32 protein-coding genes are annotated in these 18487 nt (G+C 42.2%); all 32 read right to left on the bottom strand.

Annotation, left to right across the window (positions count from 1 at the left end):
- Positions 1-128: 128 nt before the first annotated feature.
- The 32 genes from K1I94_RS11020 to tgt all read right to left on the bottom strand — a co-directional run bounded on the left by K1I94_RS11020 (position 129) and on the right by tgt (position 18337).
- Entirely contained in the window at positions 129-1388 is a 1260-nt protein-coding gene (locus tag K1I94_RS11020) for a glutamate-cysteine ligase family protein (protein WP_223315323.1), read from the bottom strand.
- Positions 1389-1635: 247 nt separating this feature from the next.
- Positions 1636-2022 carry a 50S ribosomal protein L17 gene (rplQ, locus tag K1I94_RS11015; RefSeq protein ID WP_223315322.1) on the bottom strand — a complete coding sequence of 129 codons (387 nt, stop codon included), beginning with the start codon at positions 2020-2022 and terminating at the stop codon, positions 1636-1638.
- 11 nt (positions 2023-2033) lie between these two features.
- Positions 2034-2972 carry a DNA-directed RNA polymerase subunit alpha gene (locus K1I94_RS11010; protein ID WP_002894519.1) on the bottom strand — a complete coding sequence of 313 codons (939 nt, stop codon included), beginning with the start codon at positions 2970-2972 and terminating at the stop codon, positions 2034-2036.
- A 45-nt stretch (positions 2973-3017) separates the two neighbouring features.
- Positions 3018-3401: a 30S ribosomal protein S11 gene (gene rpsK, locus K1I94_RS11005; RefSeq protein ID WP_001118385.1), complete on the bottom strand. Its 384-nt coding sequence runs from the start codon at positions 3399-3401 to the stop codon at positions 3018-3020.
- Positions 3402-3420: 19 nt separating this feature from the next.
- Positions 3421-3786, bottom strand: coding sequence for a 30S ribosomal protein S13 (rpsM, locus tag K1I94_RS11000; protein ID WP_002894516.1), 366 nt, complete (start codon positions 3784-3786; stop codon positions 3421-3423).
- Positions 3787-3803: 17 nt separating this feature from the next.
- The gene (gene rpmJ, locus K1I94_RS10995; RefSeq protein WP_001808836.1) at positions 3804-3920 is read right to left on the bottom strand and encodes a 50S ribosomal protein L36; all 117 of its coding nucleotides are present in this window, start codon (positions 3918-3920) and stop codon (positions 3804-3806) included.
- A gap of 22 nt (positions 3921-3942) precedes the next feature.
- Positions 3943-4161, bottom strand: a complete 219-nt coding sequence (gene infA, locus K1I94_RS10990) for a translation initiation factor IF-1 (protein WP_001029883.1) — start codon at positions 4159-4161, stop codon at positions 3943-3945.
- 117 nt (positions 4162-4278) lie between these two features.
- A complete protein-coding gene (locus K1I94_RS10985) occupies positions 4279-4917 on the bottom strand; it encodes an adenylate kinase (RefSeq protein ID WP_002907492.1) in 639 nt (212 codons plus the stop codon).
- A 173-nt stretch (positions 4918-5090) separates the two neighbouring features.
- On the bottom strand, positions 5091-6398 hold the full coding sequence (gene secY / locus K1I94_RS10980) for a preprotein translocase subunit SecY (RefSeq protein ID WP_002898721.1): 1308 nt from the start codon (positions 6396-6398) through the stop codon (positions 5091-5093).
- Between the two features lie 12 nt (positions 6399-6410).
- The gene (gene rplO, locus K1I94_RS10975; RefSeq protein WP_002901833.1) at positions 6411-6851 is read right to left on the bottom strand and encodes a 50S ribosomal protein L15; all 441 of its coding nucleotides are present in this window, start codon (positions 6849-6851) and stop codon (positions 6411-6413) included.
- 154 nt (positions 6852-7005) lie between these two features.
- On the bottom strand, positions 7006-7188 hold the full coding sequence (rpmD, locus tag K1I94_RS10970; protein WP_002899668.1) for a 50S ribosomal protein L30: 183 nt from the start codon (positions 7186-7188) through the stop codon (positions 7006-7008).
- Positions 7189-7201: 13 nt separating this feature from the next.
- Positions 7202-7696 carry a 30S ribosomal protein S5 gene (gene rpsE / locus K1I94_RS10965; RefSeq protein WP_002894506.1) on the bottom strand — a complete coding sequence of 165 codons (495 nt, stop codon included), beginning with the start codon at positions 7694-7696 and terminating at the stop codon, positions 7202-7204.
- A gap of 17 nt (positions 7697-7713) precedes the next feature.
- The gene (rplR, locus tag K1I94_RS10960; RefSeq protein ID WP_009659213.1) at positions 7714-8070 is read right to left on the bottom strand and encodes a 50S ribosomal protein L18; all 357 of its coding nucleotides are present in this window, start codon (positions 8068-8070) and stop codon (positions 7714-7716) included.
- Positions 8071-8155: 85 nt separating this feature from the next.
- Positions 8156-8692, bottom strand: coding sequence for a 50S ribosomal protein L6 (gene rplF, locus K1I94_RS10955; RefSeq protein ID WP_002894503.1), 537 nt, complete (start codon positions 8690-8692; stop codon positions 8156-8158).
- Positions 8693-8881: 189 nt separating this feature from the next.
- Positions 8882-9280, bottom strand: a complete 399-nt coding sequence (gene rpsH / locus K1I94_RS10950; protein ID WP_223315321.1) for a 30S ribosomal protein S8 — start codon at positions 9278-9280, stop codon at positions 8882-8884.
- Between the two features lie 213 nt (positions 9281-9493).
- On the bottom strand, positions 9494-9679 hold the full coding sequence (locus tag K1I94_RS10945) for a type Z 30S ribosomal protein S14 (RefSeq protein WP_001085697.1): 186 nt from the start codon (positions 9677-9679) through the stop codon (positions 9494-9496).
- A gap of 17 nt (positions 9680-9696) precedes the next feature.
- A complete protein-coding gene (rplE, locus tag K1I94_RS10940) occupies positions 9697-10239 on the bottom strand; it encodes a 50S ribosomal protein L5 (protein ID WP_002894499.1) in 543 nt (180 codons plus the stop codon).
- A gap of 23 nt (positions 10240-10262) precedes the next feature.
- A complete protein-coding gene (rplX, locus tag K1I94_RS10935) occupies positions 10263-10568 on the bottom strand; it encodes a 50S ribosomal protein L24 (protein WP_002894497.1) in 306 nt (101 codons plus the stop codon).
- A 75-nt stretch (positions 10569-10643) separates the two neighbouring features.
- Positions 10644-11012: a 50S ribosomal protein L14 gene (gene rplN / locus K1I94_RS10930; RefSeq protein WP_002894494.1), complete on the bottom strand. Its 369-nt coding sequence runs from the start codon at positions 11010-11012 to the stop codon at positions 10644-10646.
- A 25-nt stretch (positions 11013-11037) separates the two neighbouring features.
- Positions 11038-11298, bottom strand: a complete 261-nt coding sequence (gene rpsQ, locus K1I94_RS10925) for a 30S ribosomal protein S17 (protein WP_000440801.1) — start codon at positions 11296-11298, stop codon at positions 11038-11040.
- A 23-nt stretch (positions 11299-11321) separates the two neighbouring features.
- Entirely contained in the window at positions 11322-11528 is a 207-nt protein-coding gene (rpmC, locus tag K1I94_RS10920) for a 50S ribosomal protein L29 (RefSeq protein ID WP_002894488.1), read from the bottom strand.
- A gap of 9 nt (positions 11529-11537) precedes the next feature.
- Positions 11538-11951, bottom strand: a complete 414-nt coding sequence (rplP, locus tag K1I94_RS10915) for a 50S ribosomal protein L16 (RefSeq protein WP_000960948.1) — start codon at positions 11949-11951, stop codon at positions 11538-11540.
- Positions 11952-11954: 3 nt separating this feature from the next.
- Positions 11955-12608, bottom strand: coding sequence for a 30S ribosomal protein S3 (gene rpsC / locus K1I94_RS10910; protein ID WP_002894486.1), 654 nt, complete (start codon positions 12606-12608; stop codon positions 11955-11957).
- Between the two features lie 12 nt (positions 12609-12620).
- Positions 12621-12965, bottom strand: a complete 345-nt coding sequence (gene rplV, locus K1I94_RS10905) for a 50S ribosomal protein L22 (protein WP_002894484.1) — start codon at positions 12963-12965, stop codon at positions 12621-12623.
- An 11-nt stretch (positions 12966-12976) separates the two neighbouring features.
- Positions 12977-13258, bottom strand: coding sequence for a 30S ribosomal protein S19 (gene rpsS, locus K1I94_RS10900; RefSeq protein ID WP_000533766.1), 282 nt, complete (start codon positions 13256-13258; stop codon positions 12977-12979).
- 85 nt (positions 13259-13343) lie between these two features.
- The gene (rplB, locus tag K1I94_RS10895) at positions 13344-14177 is read right to left on the bottom strand and encodes a 50S ribosomal protein L2 (RefSeq protein ID WP_002894482.1); all 834 of its coding nucleotides are present in this window, start codon (positions 14175-14177) and stop codon (positions 13344-13346) included.
- Between the two features lie 17 nt (positions 14178-14194).
- The gene (locus K1I94_RS10890) at positions 14195-14491 is read right to left on the bottom strand and encodes a 50S ribosomal protein L23 (protein WP_002922993.1); all 297 of its coding nucleotides are present in this window, start codon (positions 14489-14491) and stop codon (positions 14195-14197) included.
- On the bottom strand, positions 14491-15114 hold the full coding sequence (gene rplD / locus K1I94_RS10885) for a 50S ribosomal protein L4 (RefSeq protein ID WP_002894480.1): 624 nt from the start codon (positions 15112-15114) through the stop codon (positions 14491-14493). The genes K1I94_RS10890 and rplD overlap by 1 nt, the downstream gene beginning before the upstream one ends.
- 24 nt (positions 15115-15138) lie before the next feature.
- Positions 15139-15765: a 50S ribosomal protein L3 gene (gene rplC / locus K1I94_RS10880; protein WP_223315320.1), complete on the bottom strand. Its 627-nt coding sequence runs from the start codon at positions 15763-15765 to the stop codon at positions 15139-15141.
- Between the two features lie 84 nt (positions 15766-15849).
- Positions 15850-16158 (bottom strand): 30S ribosomal protein S10, encoded by a 309-nt coding sequence (gene rpsJ, locus K1I94_RS10875; RefSeq protein ID WP_002894478.1) that lies wholly within the window; start codon positions 16156-16158, stop codon positions 15850-15852.
- A gap of 372 nt (positions 16159-16530) precedes the next feature.
- A complete protein-coding gene (locus tag K1I94_RS10870) occupies positions 16531-17169 on the bottom strand; it encodes a uridine kinase family protein (protein WP_223315326.1) in 639 nt (212 codons plus the stop codon).
- A 25-nt stretch (positions 17170-17194) separates the two neighbouring features.
- Positions 17195-18337 carry a tRNA guanosine(34) transglycosylase Tgt gene (tgt, locus tag K1I94_RS10865; RefSeq protein ID WP_223315319.1) on the bottom strand — a complete coding sequence of 381 codons (1143 nt, stop codon included), beginning with the start codon at positions 18335-18337 and terminating at the stop codon, positions 17195-17197.
- Between the last annotated feature and the right edge of the window lie 150 nt (positions 18338-18487).

The following is an 18487-nucleotide window of genomic DNA, read 5'->3' as shown; positions in this document are numbered from 1 at the left end:
TTTCAAAGGGCTTTGTCTTTCGCGACAACTATATTAGTATATCACCTATACCACCCAACTGTCAATACCTTTTTTGAAAAAAATTAAAAGTTTTCTAGAATTTTTTATTCATCAGAGGCTAGCCTCTATTAAAGAGAGGGAAGATAAGCTTCCTCACCTAGTTGACGTGCTATTAAACCAGCTCTCGCCAGCTGAAGCAAAGTTTTTGTGAATTCATAAATATGCTCTCTTTCACTTGAAGACAACTCTTTTTTGGAAAACTTTCTTCTTAAAGCTCTGTAATCCCGACCTTCCTCCTGAAAGAAGGGAGCGTTTTGTAAATAGGCTTTCACATTTTCCAAGTTTTCTAAAATACCAAGATGAAAAGCGGCAGAAGCAAAAGTTTTATCAAAAGGCTGGGTGCAGACGCTCCGAAACTCTACTGTCCCCCGTGTCGTCAAATCTTGATACTGGTAACTTCTGTGATTCTTGAAGTCCGCTTCCCTTGGAGTCAAGTTTACTTTTTCACCTGAAAGGCTATAAGCCTCAATAGTTTTCTGACTCATGTATTCATTAGCAGCTATCGGATAGAAATAGTAGGATTTACCTTCCCGTTCAGCAGTGAAAAGCGCTGATTTACTAAGATACGCAAAAAAATCATCTTCAGTTTGAAAATCTTTCGAATTCACACCCGCATTTTCCTGTAAAATGCCATGCATTGATTGCTCCCAGAAAATATCCCGAGCTATTTTTGTATCCCAAGAAGAATCAGAAAACTCTGAATTGGCAAAGAGGTATGCCTTGGCAGCTTCAATTTGATTGAAGACATTGATAACAGTTAAATAATTTTCTCTTGAAACATCTAACTGCACCTGACTCCCACAAATAAAAGCACCATATTCTGGATAATTGTGCAGACCATCCATGTTCTTTCCCATAGCTAAATACTGCATCAGCATTTCATATCTTGGATACTTAACTGGACTATTATCATTTTCTGCCCAGAAAGGATGAATTCCTTTACCTTGAATTTCATGGTTCTCTTTGCGTAGAATTGCCTGAATAATGCTCAGATAGTTCTTAAAACGCTCTTCAACTTCTTGAATTCTGCTAGCCTTGGCAAAAGCAAATTCCAAAGTATTGTAAGAGACCTCAAAAAGAATTCTGTCTTCATTTTTAGTAGATTTCAGTTGGATGGGGTTCCCGTCTCTATCAAATCGTTCTGCCTCAAAATCATACTCTTCCAACAGACGCTTCAAGAGATTCTTGGCAACATTTGGATCCGTTGCTCCGCCCTGGCTATTGACAATAGGAAATTCTAACTCAATGCCAATGTAGACAGTTGGATTTTCTTTGATATTCTTTAAATAGCGTTCTTTTAAAATTTGGATTGAATCAGTCATTTTCATTTCCTATAAATTTTTGATAGTGTTAGAGTATTATAACAAAATTTCAGGTATTTTCCTAGCCTCATACAAAAACGCCTGCTTACGAAATTGTTTTTGTCTTAAAAGCAATTTCGTAAACAAGCGTCTACCTATTATCAACTATATGATGAGTGTTCCCGCTAGGAAAGAATCCTAGCGGTAGACCAGAGCTAGACTAAGAATAGAAATTCTATTCCATCATCATAACACTCAACAAAGATTGATGATCTTATACTAATTCGATGATTGCCATTGGCGCAGCATCTCCGCGGCGCGGTTCAGTTTTCAGGATACGAGTATATCCACCATTGCGCTCTGCATAGCGTGGTGCAATCTCAGAGAACAATTTTTGAAGAGCAGTAGTTGTAGTATACTTTTCTGTTGTTTCATCATAGTTTTCTGATGCGATTTCATTGCGAACAAAAGCTGCTGCTTGACGGCGAGCGTGCAAGTCTCCACGTTTGCCCAATGTAATCATTTTTTCTACTGTTTTACGGATTTCTTTAGCACGAGCTTCAGTTGTCACAATTGATTCGTTGATCAGCAAATCAGTAGTCAAATCGCGAAGCATTGCTTTACGTTGTGAGCTAGTGCGTCCTAGTTTACGGTAAGCCATGTATTCCTCCTTTATTTATCGTTTTTTAACCCCAGACCGAGATCAGCAAGTTTAACTTTTACTTCTTCCAGACTCTTGCGTCCCAAGTTACGAACTTTCATCATTTCAGGCTCAGATTTCTCTGTCAAATCAAATACAGTATTGATACCTGCACGTTTCAAACAGTTGTATGAGCGAACTGACAAATCTAATTCTTCGATGGTCCGTTCCAAAATGCGGTCATCAGAAGTCTTTTCTGCTTCCTTCATAACGTCTGCAGCGATAGCTACTTCTGTCAGATTAGTGAAGAGATTCAAATGTTCCGTAAGGATGCGGGCTGAAAGTCCCAAAGCATCTTCTGGAATAATTGTTCCATTCGTTAAAATTTCAAGGGTTAGTTTGTCAAAACCATCGTTGCTACCAACACGAGCTGGCTCAACTTGGTAATTAACTTTTGTCACTGGCGTATAGATAGAGTCCACCGCAAGTGTTCCCACTGGTGCATCATCTTTCTTATTCTCATCAGCAGGCACATAACCACGACCACTGTTGACAGTCATCGTTGCCTTAAAGCTTGCGCCTTCTCCGATTGTAAAGAGATAATGATCAGGGTTTATAATTTCAATATCACTGTCTGTCAAAATGTCTCCGGCAGTTACTTCTGCTGGTCCTTCAACATCCAGTTCAATAATCTTTTCGTCTTGGACGTAAGATTTTACAGCAATCCCTTTGACGTTCAGAATAATTTGCATCACGTCTTCGCGGACACCGGAAATTGTATCAAACTCGTGCAAAACACCTTCAATATTAATTGAAGTAACAGCAGCACCTGGAAGTGAAGCCAAAAGCACACGGCGAAGAGAATTTCCCAGTGTTGTACCATAGCCACGCTCAAGCGGCTCTACTACAAACTTGCCATAATCTTTATTTTCATCAATTTTTGTTATATTTGGTTTTTCAAACTCAATCATTTGCTATACTCCCTCTTAAACGAAAAGCAGTGTAACGGTTGGTGATTATACACGGCGACGTTTTGGAGGACGAGCACCATTGTGTGGTACAGGAGTCACATCACGAATAGCTGTTACTTCAAGACCAGCGGCAGCAAGAGCACGAATAGCAGACTCACGACCAGAACCTGGACCTTTTACAGTAACTTCAACTGATTTCAGACCGTGTTCCTGTGCAGATTTAGCAGCTGCTTCAGATGCCATTTGGGCAGCAAATGGTGTAGATTTACGAGAACCTTTAAATCCAAGAGCTCCAGCAGATGACCAAGCAATCGCGTTACCATGCACATCAGTAATCATAACAATAGTGTTATTAAATGTAGCGTGAATATGAGCAATACCGGATTCGATATTTTTCTTCACACGACGTTTACGTGTTGGTTTAGCCAAGACTTTTTACCTCCTTATATTATTTTTTCTTACCTGCAATCGCAACAGCTTTACCTTTACGAGTGCGGGCGTTATTTTTAGTGTTTTGTCCACGGACAGGAAGTCCACGACGGTGACGGATTCCACGGTATGAACCGATTTCCATCAAACGCTTGATGTTCAAGTTTACTTCACGACGAAGGTCACCTTCAACTTTAATCGCATCTACTTCACGACGGATAGCGTCTTCTTGTTCGATTGTAAGATCTTTTACACGGATGTCTTCTGAAACTCCAGCAGCTGCCAAGATTTTCTTAGAAGTTGGAAGTCCGATACCGTACACATAAGTCAGTGAAACGACTACACGTTTGTCATTTGGAATGTCAACTCCAGCAATACGAGCCATTTTTTCTCCTTTCTATCTTATCCTTGACGTTGTTTGTGTTTTGGATTTGCTGGGCAAATTACCATAACACGACCATTACGACGAATAACTTTACAGTATTCGCAAATTGGTTTGACCGATGGTCTTACTTTCATTTTTTCCCTCCAAGTTTTTCGATTATTTAAAGCGGTATGTGATCCGTCCACGTGTCAAATCATAAGGACTCATTTCTACAGTCACACGGTCTCCCGCTAAAATACGAATATAGTTTTTACGAATTTTACCAGAAACTGTTGCTAAAATCTGATGTCCATTTTCAAGTTCAACCGTAAACATTGCATTAGGCATTGTATCAACTACCTTGCCTTCAACCTCAATCACATCGTCTTTTGCCACGCAAAAGTACCTCCATAAATTTCGATTTGATCCCTCTGAGCACAGAGGTAACAATTATAAGTCAGACTAATTCATTGTATCACTACTTGTCAAATATTGCAAGCAGGAAAAACGCTTTTATTTCAAATTTGTCAAGACTTTTTCGATAGCTGAGAAGACATCATTAATATCTTGATTTCCTTGAATATCATGGACCAGACCTTTGCTGCGATAGTGATCAATAATCGGCTGACCCTGAGCGATATTGACATCCAAACGACGTTTAACTGTCTCAGGCTTGTCATCTTCGCGCTGGTAATAATCCTCTTCCTTGTAGTCTGCTGGCGGATTGAAGACCTTATGGAAGGTTTCGCCTGTTTCACGATGGATAATCCGACCGCTCAAACGCTCCAGTAAACAATTAGGATCTACTTCGATATTGATAACGCCATCCAAAGCCAAATCAAGCTCTGTCAGAGTTTGGTCCAAGGCATGTGCTTGTTCAATCGTACGTGGGTAACCATCCAACAAGAAACCTGTTTCTTTGATGTCGTCCTGTGAAAGGCGTTCTTTAACGATTCCGTTTGTGACTTCATCTGGCACCAACTCGCCCTTGTCAATATAGGACTTGGCTAAAACGCCCATCTCTGTTTGGTTAGCAATCGCCGCACGGAACATATCTCCAGTTGAAATATGTGCAACATTGAAGCGCTCAACGATTTTAGCAGCTTGAGTTCCTTTACCAGCACCTGGTAAGCCCATAATCAAAAGATTCATGATTGGTCTCCTTTTTTGTTTTTAAAGCAATCTATTAAACCGATTAATAAACTCGTTTAAAAACAAAATAGAAGGGGGTGAGTCTACTCTGTCCCCTTTTATTTTGTTTATTTTCGGTTCAAGAAAGGTTATCTGAACAAGCTTCTCATTAGACAAGCAATTCAAAAGTTCCCTTACTCTGATGTATCCATAAAGCCGACATACTTTCTCTTCAGCAGGTAGCCTTCTAGCTGTTTCATTCCCTCAATACCGGTTGAGATGATGATCAAGAGACTGGTTCCTCCAAGAGCAACGGCATCTGTCAATCCAAATACATCTTTAGCCAAGATAGGCAGGATAGAAATGAAACCTAGGAAGAGAGATCCCACTGTTGCCAAACGGCGCAGCAGTTTAGACATGTAGTCTTCTGTTCCTTTACCTGGACGAACACCTGGAATATAGGCTCCGCTCTTTTGCAGATTTTCTGCTGTCTTCTCTGGATTAATCTGTACAAAAGTATAGAAGAATGTAAAGAGGACAATCAGGAAGGCGTACATGAACATGCCACTAATGGTCGTTGTTGCCAAAAGTGACTGAGCTGTCTTAACCCAATCTGCGTCATAGCCCAAGGCACTGACAACTTGGAAAATCGCTGCCGGTGCAGCTGTAATCGAGCTGGCAAAGATTACTGGAATAACCCCAGCCGGATTGACTTTCAGTGGCAGATAGGAGCTAGAAGGTGCACCCTTAGCTACTTTCGTATATTGAACTGGAATTTTATATTCAGCCTGCTGTACAAAGGTTGTAAAGTAAATGATAAGCAGGACTGCCACAATCAGAATTCCTACAAAAATGAAAGATGAGGTCAAGCGTTCACTAGGAATATTTACAAAGTAATCTTCATAGATACCTTTAATCATATCAGGGATAGCTGAAACGATACCAGCGAAGATAATCATGGAGACGCCATTCCCGTAACCCTTGTCTGTAATCTGCTCACCCAGCCAAGTTACAATCATTGAACCAGTTGCTAGAAGAACGCAAATCAAAGCGTAGGTCTGAACATTAGGATTGGCAACCAGATTAGCTCTTGAGAGAGTATCAAAACCAGCGGTAATCCCAATTGCCTGCACAAAGGCCAAAACTAGGGCGATATAACGAGTCGCTTGATTCAGCTTCCTCCGTCCCACTTCCCCTTGCTTGCCCCACTCTACAAACTTCGGAAGCAAGTCCATTTGCAGCAACTGAACAACGATCGAAGCTGTAATGTAAGGACTGACTCCAAGTGCAAAGACAGAGAAGTTGCGCATGGCGTTACCAGAGACCAAGCTTAGCATATTCAAGAATGGCAAATCATTCAAATTGCTTAAGGCTTTGGCATTAATCCCCGGAACCGTTATGGTTGTACCGATACGGAAAACTAAGATGATAAAAATAGTGAACAGAATCTTAGATCGTACCTGTTTGATTTTAAATGCGTCTTTTAATAGTTTGAAAAACATAGGTCACCTCGCTTAGATGACTTCCACTGAACCACCTTTAGCAGTGATAGCTTCTTCAGCTGATTTAGAGAATTTAGCTGCCTTAACAGTCAATTTCTTTGTCAATTCTCCGTTACCAAGAATCTTGATACCTGATTTTTCAGCTTTTACAATACCTGCTTCGATGAGAACAACTGGTGTTACTTCAGCGCCATCTTCAAAGGCGTTCAGTTGGTCAAGGTTAACAATCGCATATTCTTTGCGGTTGATGTTCAAGAAACCACGTTTTGGAAGACGACGGAACAATGGAGTTTGTCCACCTTCAAAACCAAGGCGAACGCCGCCACCGCTACGAGCTTTTTGACCTTTTTGACCACGGCCAGATGTTTTACCGTTACCAGATGATGTACCACGACCAACACGGTTGCGGACTTTACGAGAACCTGCAGCAGGTTGTAATTCATGAAGTTTCATTATATTATTTCTCCTCTTTTGTAAAATGCTAGCGCTCATATAGGAGAAAAGGTGTCTCCTATATAAACTCGCCTATACATATATTTAGTTTTAGGGGCTGAGAAAATCCCATCCCCTAACGTATTTTAATTTAAAGTTGTTAAACCAGCAAAGCTTATTTAACGTCTTCAACAGTTACCAAGTGTGATACTGCAGTAATCATACCACGTACTGCTGGATTATCTTCTTTGATAACTGAGCTGTTCAATTTGCCAAGTCCAAGTGCTACAACAGTTTTACGTTGTGACGGGATGCGTCCGATTGGAGACTTAGTCAAAGTAATTTTAATTTGAGCCATGTTATCCCCTTTCTTATGCCAAGTCAGAAACTGAAATACCACGAAGGGCAGCAACTTCTTCAGCGCGTTTTAATTGTTTCAAACCTTCAACAGTTGCGCGAACGATGTTGATTGGAGTGTTAGAGCCAAGAGATTTAGATGTAACATCTGCTACACCTGCCAATTCGATGACGGCACGAACCGCACCACCGGCAGCAACTCCAGAACCCTCAACAGCTGGCTTAAGCAATACTTTAGCTCCGCCAAATTCTGAAAGAACTTCGTGAGGAATTGTTGTGCCAACCATTGGTACTTCAATCAAATTCTTCTTCGCATCTTCAACTGCTTTGCGGATTGCTTCTGGTACTTCTTGAGCTTTACCAGTACCGAAGCCAACACGACCATTGCGATCACCAACAACTACAAGAGCTGCAAAGCGAAGACGACGTCCACCTTTAACAACTTTTGTAACACGGTTGATGGCAACTAAACGTTCTTCAAGTTCAACTGCGTTGTCTTTAAATGCCATTTTCTAGTGTCCTCCTCTTAGAATTTCAATCCGTTTTCACGAGCTGCATCAGCCAAAGCTTTTACACGTCCGTGATAGAGATATCCACCGCGGTCGAAGACGACTTCAGAAATACCTTTAGCAACTGCACGTTCAGCAACGAGCTTACCAACAACAACGGCTTGTTCTGTTTTAGTTCCTTTTGAAACTTCTTTGTCAAGAGTTGAAGCGCTTGCGAGCGTTACACCCGCTACGTCATCAATCACTTGAGCGTAGATGCCTGTATTAGAACGGAATACGTTCAAACGTGGGCGATCAGCAGTTCCAGAGAGTTTTCCGCGAACGCGACGGTGGCGTTTCTGGCGGATTTTATTTTTATCTGGTTTCGTAATCACAATTTTCACCTCTTAATTTTAATCTTGTGCTTATGCACAACCTTGGAAAACAGCTTGTTTGGCTGAAAAAATCAGCCAGACAAGATTATTTACCAGTTTTACCTTCTTTACGGCGAACGAATTCACCAACGTAGCGGATACCTTTACCTTTGTATGGCTCAGGAGCACGCAGGCTACGTACGTAAGCTGCAGTTTGTCCAACTACTTCTTTTGAAATTCCGCTGACAACGATAGTTGTTGGGTTTGGAAGTTCAAAAGTGATGCCTTCTGGTGCTTCTACTTCGTCTGGATGAGATTTACCAACTGAAAGTACAAGCTTTTTGCCTTGAAGTTGAGCACGGTAACCAACCCCACGCATTTCAAGTTCTTTCTTGAATCCTTCTGATACACCAACAACCATGTTGTTCAAAAGGGCACGAGTTGTTCCGTGGATTGTTTTCATTTCTTTTGAATCGTTTGGACGGTGAAGAGTTACTTCAGTTCCTTCCACACGGATTTCAATATCTTTTGAGAACTCACGAGTCAGTTCTCCTTTAGGTCCTTTTACAGTTACAACGTTGTCTTTGTTGCTGATCTCAACACCAGCAGGCAACACGATAACTTTATTACCAATACGTGACATGTATATATTCTCCTGTTAGATTGTCAGGCCGCAAGCGACCAGTTTTCACGGGGCTTAAATCGATTTCTCGATTTAAAGGAACATTTAGGTTTCAATTTCAAAGTGAATCTAGGCATCGTCTCGCAGGCATAACTTTGGGTTAGGCAAGAGACGATAACGAAGAGTCACAAAGAAATTGGGAGCCAAATATTACCAAACGTAAGCGATAACCTCACCACCAACATTCTTTTGGCGTGCTTCTTTATCAGTCAGCAAGCCTTCAGATGTTGAAAGGATAGCAATTCCAAGTCCGTTCAGAACTTTTGGAAGATCTTCGCGTTTTTTGTAAACACGCAGACCTGGTTTTGAAACGCGTTTCAAACCAGTGATAACTTTTTCGCCATTTTGTCCGTATTTAAGGAATACACGGATGATGTCTTGTTTGTCATCTTCGATGATTTCAACGTTTTTTACAAAACCTTCACGCTTCAGGATTTCAGCAATCCCTTTTTTGATGTTTGATGCAGGCACTTCAAGCACTTCGTGGTTTGCTTGGTTAGCATTACGGATACGTGTCAGGAAGTCTGCAATTGGGTCAGTCATAACCATTTTATATTTCTCCTCTTACTAGTAGTTTGCAAGCTGCACTTGCTAGTTAATGATTGAGCTATGCTCAGATTGTATTGACACATTCGAATAAGATAACTCTTATTTGAACACGAGCTACAACCTGAGCAAAAAAGATAAATTTGTTTTGGAGCATCGCTCCTTCACCAAATTTCCTATTTTTGCTGTGGTTGTTACGCTCTTTGTATCATGATATTACCAAGATGCTTTGGTAACGCCAGGGATTTGTCCTTTGTATGCTAATTCACGGAAGCAAACACGGCAAAGTTTAAACTTGCGGTAAACGGAATGTGGACGGCCACATTTTTCACAACGAGTATAAGCTTGCGTAGAGAACTTAGCTGGGCGTTTGTTCTTAGCAATCATTGATTTTTTAGCCATTTGTTTTACCTCCTATATTATTTTGCAAAAGGCATTCCAAGGCCTGTAAGCAATTCGCGTGACTCTTCGTCAGTGTTAGCAGTTGTTACGATAACGATGTCAAGACCGCGAGTCTTATCAACGTCATCAAAGTTGATTTCTGGGAAGATCAATTGTTCTTTCACACCAAGTGTGTAGTTTCCGCGTCCATCAAAAGATTTTGTTGGAACACCGTGGAAGTCACGAACACGTGGAAGAGAAACTGAAACCAATTTATCCAAGAATTCATACATACGTTCGCCACGAAGGGTTACTTTAGCACCGATCGCTACACCTTCACGAAGACGGAAGCCGGCGATTGATTTTTTAGCTTTAGTGATAAGTGGTTTTTGACCTGAGATAAGAGCCAATTCTTCAGCAGCTTTTTCAAGGTTTTTAGCGTTTGATACAGCGTCACCGACACCCATGTTCAAAACGATTTTATCCACTTTTGGCACAGCCATAACAGATGAGTAGTTGAACTTTTCAGTCAAAGCTGGAACTACTTCTTTAAGATATTTTTCTTTTAAACGATTTGCCATTATACTTCTCCTTTCCTTCGTGATTAGTCAAGCACTTCGCCTGATTTTTTATTGTAACGAACTTTTTTGCCGTCTACAAACTTGTAGCCAACACGTCCTGCAACACCATTTTTGTCAAGAACTTGAACGTTTGACACATGGATTGGTGCTTCTTTTTCCACGATAGCACCTTGAGGGTTTTCGTTATTTGGCTTTTGGTGTTTCTTAACGATGTTTACACCTTCAACAACAACTTTGTTTACTTTTGGAAGAGCTGTAACAACAAGTGCTTCAACACCCTTGTCTTTACCAGCAATTACGCGAACTTTGTCGCCTTTTTTTACAAACATTTATTTCTCCTCTTAATTCTTACGCCCATAGGGGCACCCTGACTTTTGCCAGGGGACTGTGTTTGTTAATTTTGATTAAAGTACTTCTGGAGCCAATGATACGATCTTCATGAAGCCGCCGTCACGCAATTCACGAGCAACTGGGCCGAAGATACGAGTTCCGCGAGGAGTTTTGTCTTCACGGATGATGACTGCAGCGTTTTCGTCAAATTTGATGTATGAACCATCTTTACGACGAGCACCTGATTTAGTACGAACGATAACAGCTTTTACAACGTCACCTTTCTTAACCGCACCACCAGGAGTAGCTTGTTTTACAGACGCAACGATTACATCACCGATGTTAGCGAACTTACGTCCTGAGCCACCAAGAACTTTGATTGTCAAGATTTCGCGAGCGCCGCTGTTGTCGGCAACTTTCAAACGAGTTTCTGTTTGAATCATTTAAGTTTTCTCCTTTCTGGTTTGATTAGATGATAACCGCTTCTTCAACGACTTCTACAAGACGGAAGCGTTTTGTAGCTGAAAGCGGACGAGTTTCCATGATACGAACGATATCGCCTTCTTTGGCAACATTGTTTTCATCATGCGCTTTGTACTTCTTAGAGTAGTTAATACGTTTACCATAGACTGGGTGGTTACGTTTAGTTTCAACTACAACTGTGATTGTTTTGTCCATTTTGTCAGAAACAACGCGTCCGACAAGAACTTTACGATTATTGCGTTCCATTGAAATTCTCCTTCCCTAGTCTATTATTTAACTTCTGATTGAACAGTTTTGATACGAGCGATTTGTTTTTTCACTTCTTTCAGGCGAGCTGTCTGCTCCAATTGGCCAGCAGCTGCTTGGAAACGAAGATCAAACAATTCTTTCTTCAATTCATTTTCACGCTTCGCGAGTTCTTCTTGAGAAAGACCACGAAGTTCTTTAACAAATTCTTTTACTTCATTAAGTTTCATGCCTTCTCCTTATTCTGCTTCACGTTTTACGAATTTACATTTAACTGGAAGTTTGTGGCTTGCAAGGCGAAGCGCTTCGCGAGCGATTTCTTCTGAAACGCCAGCAACTTCAAACATTACTTTGCCACGCTTAACTGGTGCAACCCAACCTTCTGGAGCACCTTTACCAGATCCCATCCGTACACCGATAGCTTTTGCAGTGTATGATTTGTGTGGGAAGATTTTAATCCAAACTTTACCACCACGCTTCATGTAACGAGTCATAGCGATACGGGCAGCTTCGATTTGGCGGTTAGTGATCCAGTGGCTAGTAGTTGCTTGAAGACCGTATTCTCCAAATGCTACTTCTTTTCCGCCTTTAGCTTCACCGCGCATTTTTCCACGGAATTCGCGACGGTGTTTAACACGTTTAGGTACTAACATTGGTTATTTACCTCCTTTAGTGTTTTTACGAGCTGGAAGGACTTCTCCACGGTAGATCCAGACTTTAACACCCAGTTTACCGTAAGTAGTGTCAGCTTCTTCCCAAGCGTAATCGATATCCGCACGAAGAGTGTGAAGCGGAACAGTTCCCTCAGAGTAACCTTCGCTGCGGGCAATATCTGCACCATTCAAACGACCTGATACTTGAGTTTTGATTCCTTTAGCTCCTGCACGCATTGTACGTTGGATAGCTTGTTTTTGAGCACGACGGAAAGCAACACGCTGCTCAAGCTGGCGAGCAATTCCTTCACCAACCAGATGCGCATCCAAGTCAGGACGCTTGATTTCGATGATGTTGATGTGGACTTGTTTTCCAGTCAATTTGTTGAGTTTTGCACGAAGTGCATCAACGTTTGCTCCGCCTTTACCGATAACCATACCTGGCTTAGCAGTGTGAAGAGAAACGTTTACTTTGTTTACTGCGCGTTCAATTTCAATAGTTGAAATCGCTGCGTCAGCCAATTCTTTTTGAACGAATTTACGGATTGCAAGATCTTCATGAAGGTAATCCGCGTATTCTTTTTCAGCATACCATTTGGCATCCCAATCACGGATGATGCCGACACGCATACCAATTGGATGTACTTTTTGACCCACGATGTTACCTCCTTATTTTTCTGCAACAACCACAGTAATGTGGCTTGTGCGTTTGTTGATTGGTGAAGCTGAACCTTTAGCGCGCGGACGGAAACGTTTCATAGTTGGTCCTTCGTTTGCGAAAGCTTCAGATACTACCAAGTTTGCTTTTTCCAAACCAAAGTTGTTTTCAGCATTAGCGATTGCAGAGTTCAACACTTTTTCGATAATGCCAGCAGCTTTGTTTGGAGTGAATTTCAAGATTGCGATTGCGTCAGCGACGTTTTTACCACGAATATTGTCAAGAACCAGACGAGATTTACGAGGTGAAACACGCACTGTACGAGCCATTGCTTTAGCTGAAGTAATTTCTGCCATTTATGTTCTCCTTATTTTCTACGTGTTTTCTTGTCGTCTGCAGCGTGACCCTTGTAAGTACGAGTTGGCGCAAATTCACCAAGCTTGTGACCTACCATGTCTTCCTGGATGTAAACAGGTACGTGTTTACGTCCGTCATAAACTGCGATTGTGTAACCAATGAAACTTGGGAAGATCGTTGAACGACGTGACCAAGTTTTGATGACTTTTTTCTTTTCGTCGTTAGCTTGAGCTTCAACTTTCTTCATCAGATGCTCATCGACGAAAGGTCCTTTTTTAAGACTGCGTCCCATTTTATATTTTCTCCTTTAAATAAGTACCACAGCGGCCTGCGCTGACTAAGCAGCGCTACCGAGCTGGCGGATAGATTGTTTTAAATTATTTCTCGTTGCGACGACGAACGATAAGTTTGTCAGATTTCGCTTTTTTGTTACGAGTTTTAAGTCCAAGAGCAGGTTTGCCCCATGGAGTAGATGGCGCTTTACGACCAACTGGTGCTTTACCTTCACCACCACCGTGTGGGTGATCGTTAGGGTTCATTACAGAACCGCGAACTGTTGGGCGGATGCCTTTCCAACGGCTACGTCCTGCTTTACCAAGATTTACAAGTCCATGTTGTTCGTTTCCGACAACACCAACTGTAGCGCGGCAAGTACCAAGAATCATACGAACTTCGCCTGATTGAAGACGAACAAGAGTGTACTTACCTTCTTGACCCAATACTTGAGCAGAAGCTCCAGCAGCACGAACCAATTCTCCACCGCGGCCTGGTTTCAACTCAATATTGTGAACCAAAGTACCAACTGGGATGTTAGCAAGCGGAAGAGCGTTTCCGACTTTGATATCTGCTTCAGGACCTGAAACGATGCGTTGACCAACTTCAAGACCTTTAGGAGCGATGATATAAGCCTTCACACCGTCAGTGTAGTGAACCAAAGCGATGTTTGCTGAACGATTTGGATCATACTCAATTGTTTTTACAACTGCTTCAACAGCGTCTTTGTTACGCTTGAAGTCAATCAAACGGTAGTGACGCTTGTGGCCGCCACCTTGGTGACGAACAGTGATGCGACCGTTGTTATTACGACCAGCCTTGCTCTTCAAAGAAACAAGCAAAGATTTTTCTGGAGTGCTGGTAGTGATTTCAGCGAAATCCAAAGAAGTCATATTACGGCGACCGTTTGTTGTTGGTTTATAAACACGAATTCCCACGATATTTCCTCCTTAGATTATTCTTCTTCTGCACCGAACAACTCGATTGCTTTAGAATCAGCTGTCAGTGTTACGATAGCTTTTTTAGTTTTGTTTGTAAAACCAGTGTAGCGTCCAACGCGTTTTGCTTTTGGTTTTACATTGATAGTGTTAACGTTAGCAACCTTAACTCCTTCAAAAGCAGCTTCAATAGCTTGCTTGATCAAGAGCTTGTGAGCGCGAGTGTCCACTTCAAATACGTATTTGCCTGCTTCGTACTGAGCCATTGAGCCTTCAGTGATAACAGGTTTTTTGATTACGTCGTACAAATTCATTATGCAAGAACCTCCTCGATTTTAGAGATAGCTGCCTGAGTAACCAGAAGTTTATCGCTGTTTACGATGTCCAGAACGCTTGCAGTTGTTGCAGTTGCAACTTTCACGTTTGGAAGGTTGCGAGCTGAAAGTGCAGCGAATTCATTTCCTTCTTCAAGGATAACAAGAACTTTCGTATCGATGCTCAGTGCAGCAAGCACTTTTGCAAACTCAGCAGTTTTTGGAGCTGTAAATGAAAGGCTGTCTACAGCTACGAATTTGTTTTCAGCAACTTTTTCAGAGTAAACTGATTTCAATGCCAATCTACGAACTTTACGTGGAAGTTTGTAAGCATATGAACGAGGAGTTGGACCGAATACGATACCACCGCCACGCCATTGTGGAGAGCGGATAGAACCTTGACGAGCACGTCCAGTTCCTTTTTGACGCCATGGTTTGCGTCCGCCGCCTGATACTGCAGAACGGTTTTTAACAGCGTGAGTTCCTTGACGAAGGCTAGCGCGTTGGCTGATGATAACATCAAAGACAACTGATTCATTTGGCTCAATACCAAAGACCGCATCGTTCAGAACTACTTCACCAGCTTCTTTACCAGTTTGGTCAAATAATTTTACGTTTGCCATTGTGACTGATTTCCCCTTTCTTTATTATTTACCAGCTTTAACTGCTGACTTGATAGTGATAAGAGATTTCTTAGCACCTGGTACGTTACCTTTAATCAGGATAACGTTCTTCTCTGGAACAACCTGTACGATTTCAAGGTTTTGAATCGTTACACGGTTGCCACCCATACGTCCAGCCAAGCGTTTGTTTTTGAACACGCGGTTTGGCGCAACTGGTCCCATTGAACCAGGACGACGGTGGTAACGTGAACCGTGAGCCATTGGACCACGAGATTGACCGTGGCGTTTAATAACACCTTGGAAACCTTTACCTTTTGAAGTTCCTGTTACATCAACAACATCACCAGCTTCGAATCTATCGACAGTGATTTCTGCTCCTACTTCCAAGCCTTCAATGTTTTTGAATTCACGAATGAAGCGCTTAGGAGCTGTGTTAGCTTTCGCTACATGGCCTTTGGCAGGTTTGTTGCTCAATACGTCACGAAGGTCATCAAAACCAACTTGAACTGCGTTGTAACCATCTGTTTCAACTGTTTTAACTTGAAGAACAACGTTTGGAGCTGCTTCAACAACAGTTACAGGGATTAATTCGCCAGCTTCAGTGAAGATTTGAGTCATTCCCACTTTTTTCCCTAAGATTCCTTTTGTCATGAGAAAATGTTTCCTTTTCTATAATTTTTTTCAAAAAGTTTTTAACGAGCGTTTTTCATGCTCTGGTTTAGATCAAGCTTTAGATTAAAGTTTAATCTCTACGTTCACACCACTTGGAAGATCCAATTTCATCAAAGCGTCAACTGTTTTTTGAGTTGGGTTGATGATATCGATCAAGCGTTTGTGAGTACGCATTTCAAATTGTTCGCGAGAGTCTTTATATTTGTGAGTCGCACGAATGATTGTGTAGAGGCTGCGCTCAGTTGGAAGTGGGATTGGACCCGCAACTTCAGCACCAGTACGAGTAGCAGTTTCTACGATTTTTGCAGCCGCTGTGTCAAGTGTACGATGTTCGTAAGCTTTCAAACGGATGCGGATTTTTTTGTTTGCCATCTTTTTCTCCTTTTCGTCTATTTAAGATAATAGGCTAGCTCCACAAGAAAACCGACAGGTGATTGCGTGGCAATGCAACCGAGCGTGTCGCAACCTCTTGCATCAAAGCTACACACTGTATTTTTACAGCACCATAGTATCTTAACACAAAGAACCAGTCATTGCAAGGGATTTGAGTAATTTTTTAAAGATTTTTAGGATAATTTTTTATGAAAGAGTTTTCTAAACAATTTATAAGTCTTGTAAATCATTATAGAGAAGAAAATTTAGACTTTTAACCTATTTATTCGAGTTTGTATTCAGAAAATACAAAATCCCACTGACGCACATCAGTGAGATTAAAAATAAAAATTTACCCTTGGCTACTTTATTTTATAGTAAGGGGCTGTCCTTTTCGATGCGAAAGCTGTTGCCCGACTGGCAGATGACAAGGTCTGCAGCTGCTAGATAGGGTTGATAAAAGTGCCTATATTGCTCTCGTCGAGCCAGATGCATCTGCTCTATCCACTCTGGCCTGCGCTCTCGCACAGCCACATCCCGTGCCAAGCGTCGTTCTAACTCAGTCTGATCGTCCGTGTAAAAGCAAAGCGACAAATCAAACAAGCTTTCAGGCAAAAAGGCAGCCGACATACCTTCTACTATCAGAATAGGCTTTTGGGCTGATAATCGCAAGCTAGGCGACCAAGCTGTGCCAATGGTCAGAATATCCAGACCAGACTGCAAGGCACAAATATCTCGTTCCAGACTCCCGAGCTCATGAACAGCTGGGAGGCAGGCTGTGACTTTTTGATGAGGAAAATCTTTGGAACTGAGCAAATCTCGATACTCTCCAGTAATTACATAAGGATCTGTTTCCAACAGATTGGCTCGGTCCTCACCCAAGGCTAGCTGGAGTCTTCGAGCAAAAGTTGACTTGCCCGAAGCACCATGACCATATATACGTATAGTATGTTTCTGGTCGTCTGACAGATACGCTATCAATCTTTTCAGCAATGTTTCTTCATCAGAAATGGCTTCCCCTTTCAAATGGAACTTCTTAGAAATTTCGGCTGGATTTATTGTAGCCGTAGCGCTCAATAAAGTCTTCACGGAATTCCAGCAGGTTGTCATCCATGATGGCTTGGCGGACTTTCTTCATAAGGTTTACCAAGAAGTAGAGGTTGTGATAACTGGTCAGGCGGATGCCAAAGGTTTCATCCGCTTTAAGCAAGTGGCGGATATAGGCCCTCGTATAGTTGCTGCAAGTGTAGCAGTCACAGTCATGGTCCAGCGGCGTGAAATCTTCCTCAAACTGAGCATTTTTAACAACCATACGCCCTTCGCTGGTCATACAGGTACCGTTTCGGGCAATCCGAGTCGGCAGGACGCAGTCAAACATATCAACGCCACGGATAACCCCATCAATCAAGCTATCTGGCGCCCCAACTCCCATAAGATAGCGAGGCTTGTTTTCAGGCAGCATAGGCGTTGTGAAGTCCAGCACAGCATTCATCTCTTCGTGGGACTCACCAACAGCCAGTCCTCCAATAGAGTAGCCCGGGAAATCCATGCTGACCAAGTCTTGAGCAGACTGACGACGTAAATCTTCAAACCCAGCCCCTTGAACAATCCCAAAGAGACCTTGGTCGTTCGGACGGCTGTGGGCCTTGAGTCCACGTTCTGCCCAACGGCTGGTCCGCTCAATAGACTTCTTGACATAGTCATAAGGCTGGTAGAACTGCGGGCACTCATCAAAAGACATCATAATGTCACTGCCCAGATTGTTCTGGATGGAGATAGCCTTTTCTGGTGACAGGAACATCTTAGAACCATTGAGGTGGTTCTTGAAGGTTACTCCTTCTTCTGTGATGTTGCGGCTATCAGCTAGAGAATAGACCTGAAAACCACCGCTATCCGTCAGAATAGGCTGGTCCCAGTTCATGAACTTGTGCAAGCCACCTGCACGAGCAATCAGCTCATCGCCTGGCCGCAGCCAGAGGTGGTAAGTATTGGACAGGATGATACCAGAACCCATTTGCTTGAGCTCTTCTGGTGACTGGGTCTTGACCGTCGCCTGGGTCCCAACCGGCATAAACATAGGCGTCGGAAAAGTCCCGTGAGGCGTGATAATTTCCCCCAAACGAGCACCTGTATGCTTTTCTTTTTTTATCAAACGATACTGAATCGGTGATGTTGACATGTTTCCTCCTGCTGGGAAAAACAGTCCCAGCGATTTTTCTTCTATATAATGAGCAGCAATGGCTCACAAGATACCGTATGATTTTACCAAAAAAACTTCTATCTGTCACGGGGTATGATATAATGTAACAGACAAATCCAAATGGAGGAA

Origin of the sequence: Streptococcus sanguinis, assembly GCF_019929145.1 — a bacterium.
Taxonomy (GTDB): Bacteria; Bacillota; Bacilli; order Lactobacillales; family Streptococcaceae; genus Streptococcus; species Streptococcus sanguinis_U.
Note: the sequence above shows the minus strand (reverse complement) of the source record. Positions and strands in the feature narration are given on the sequence as shown.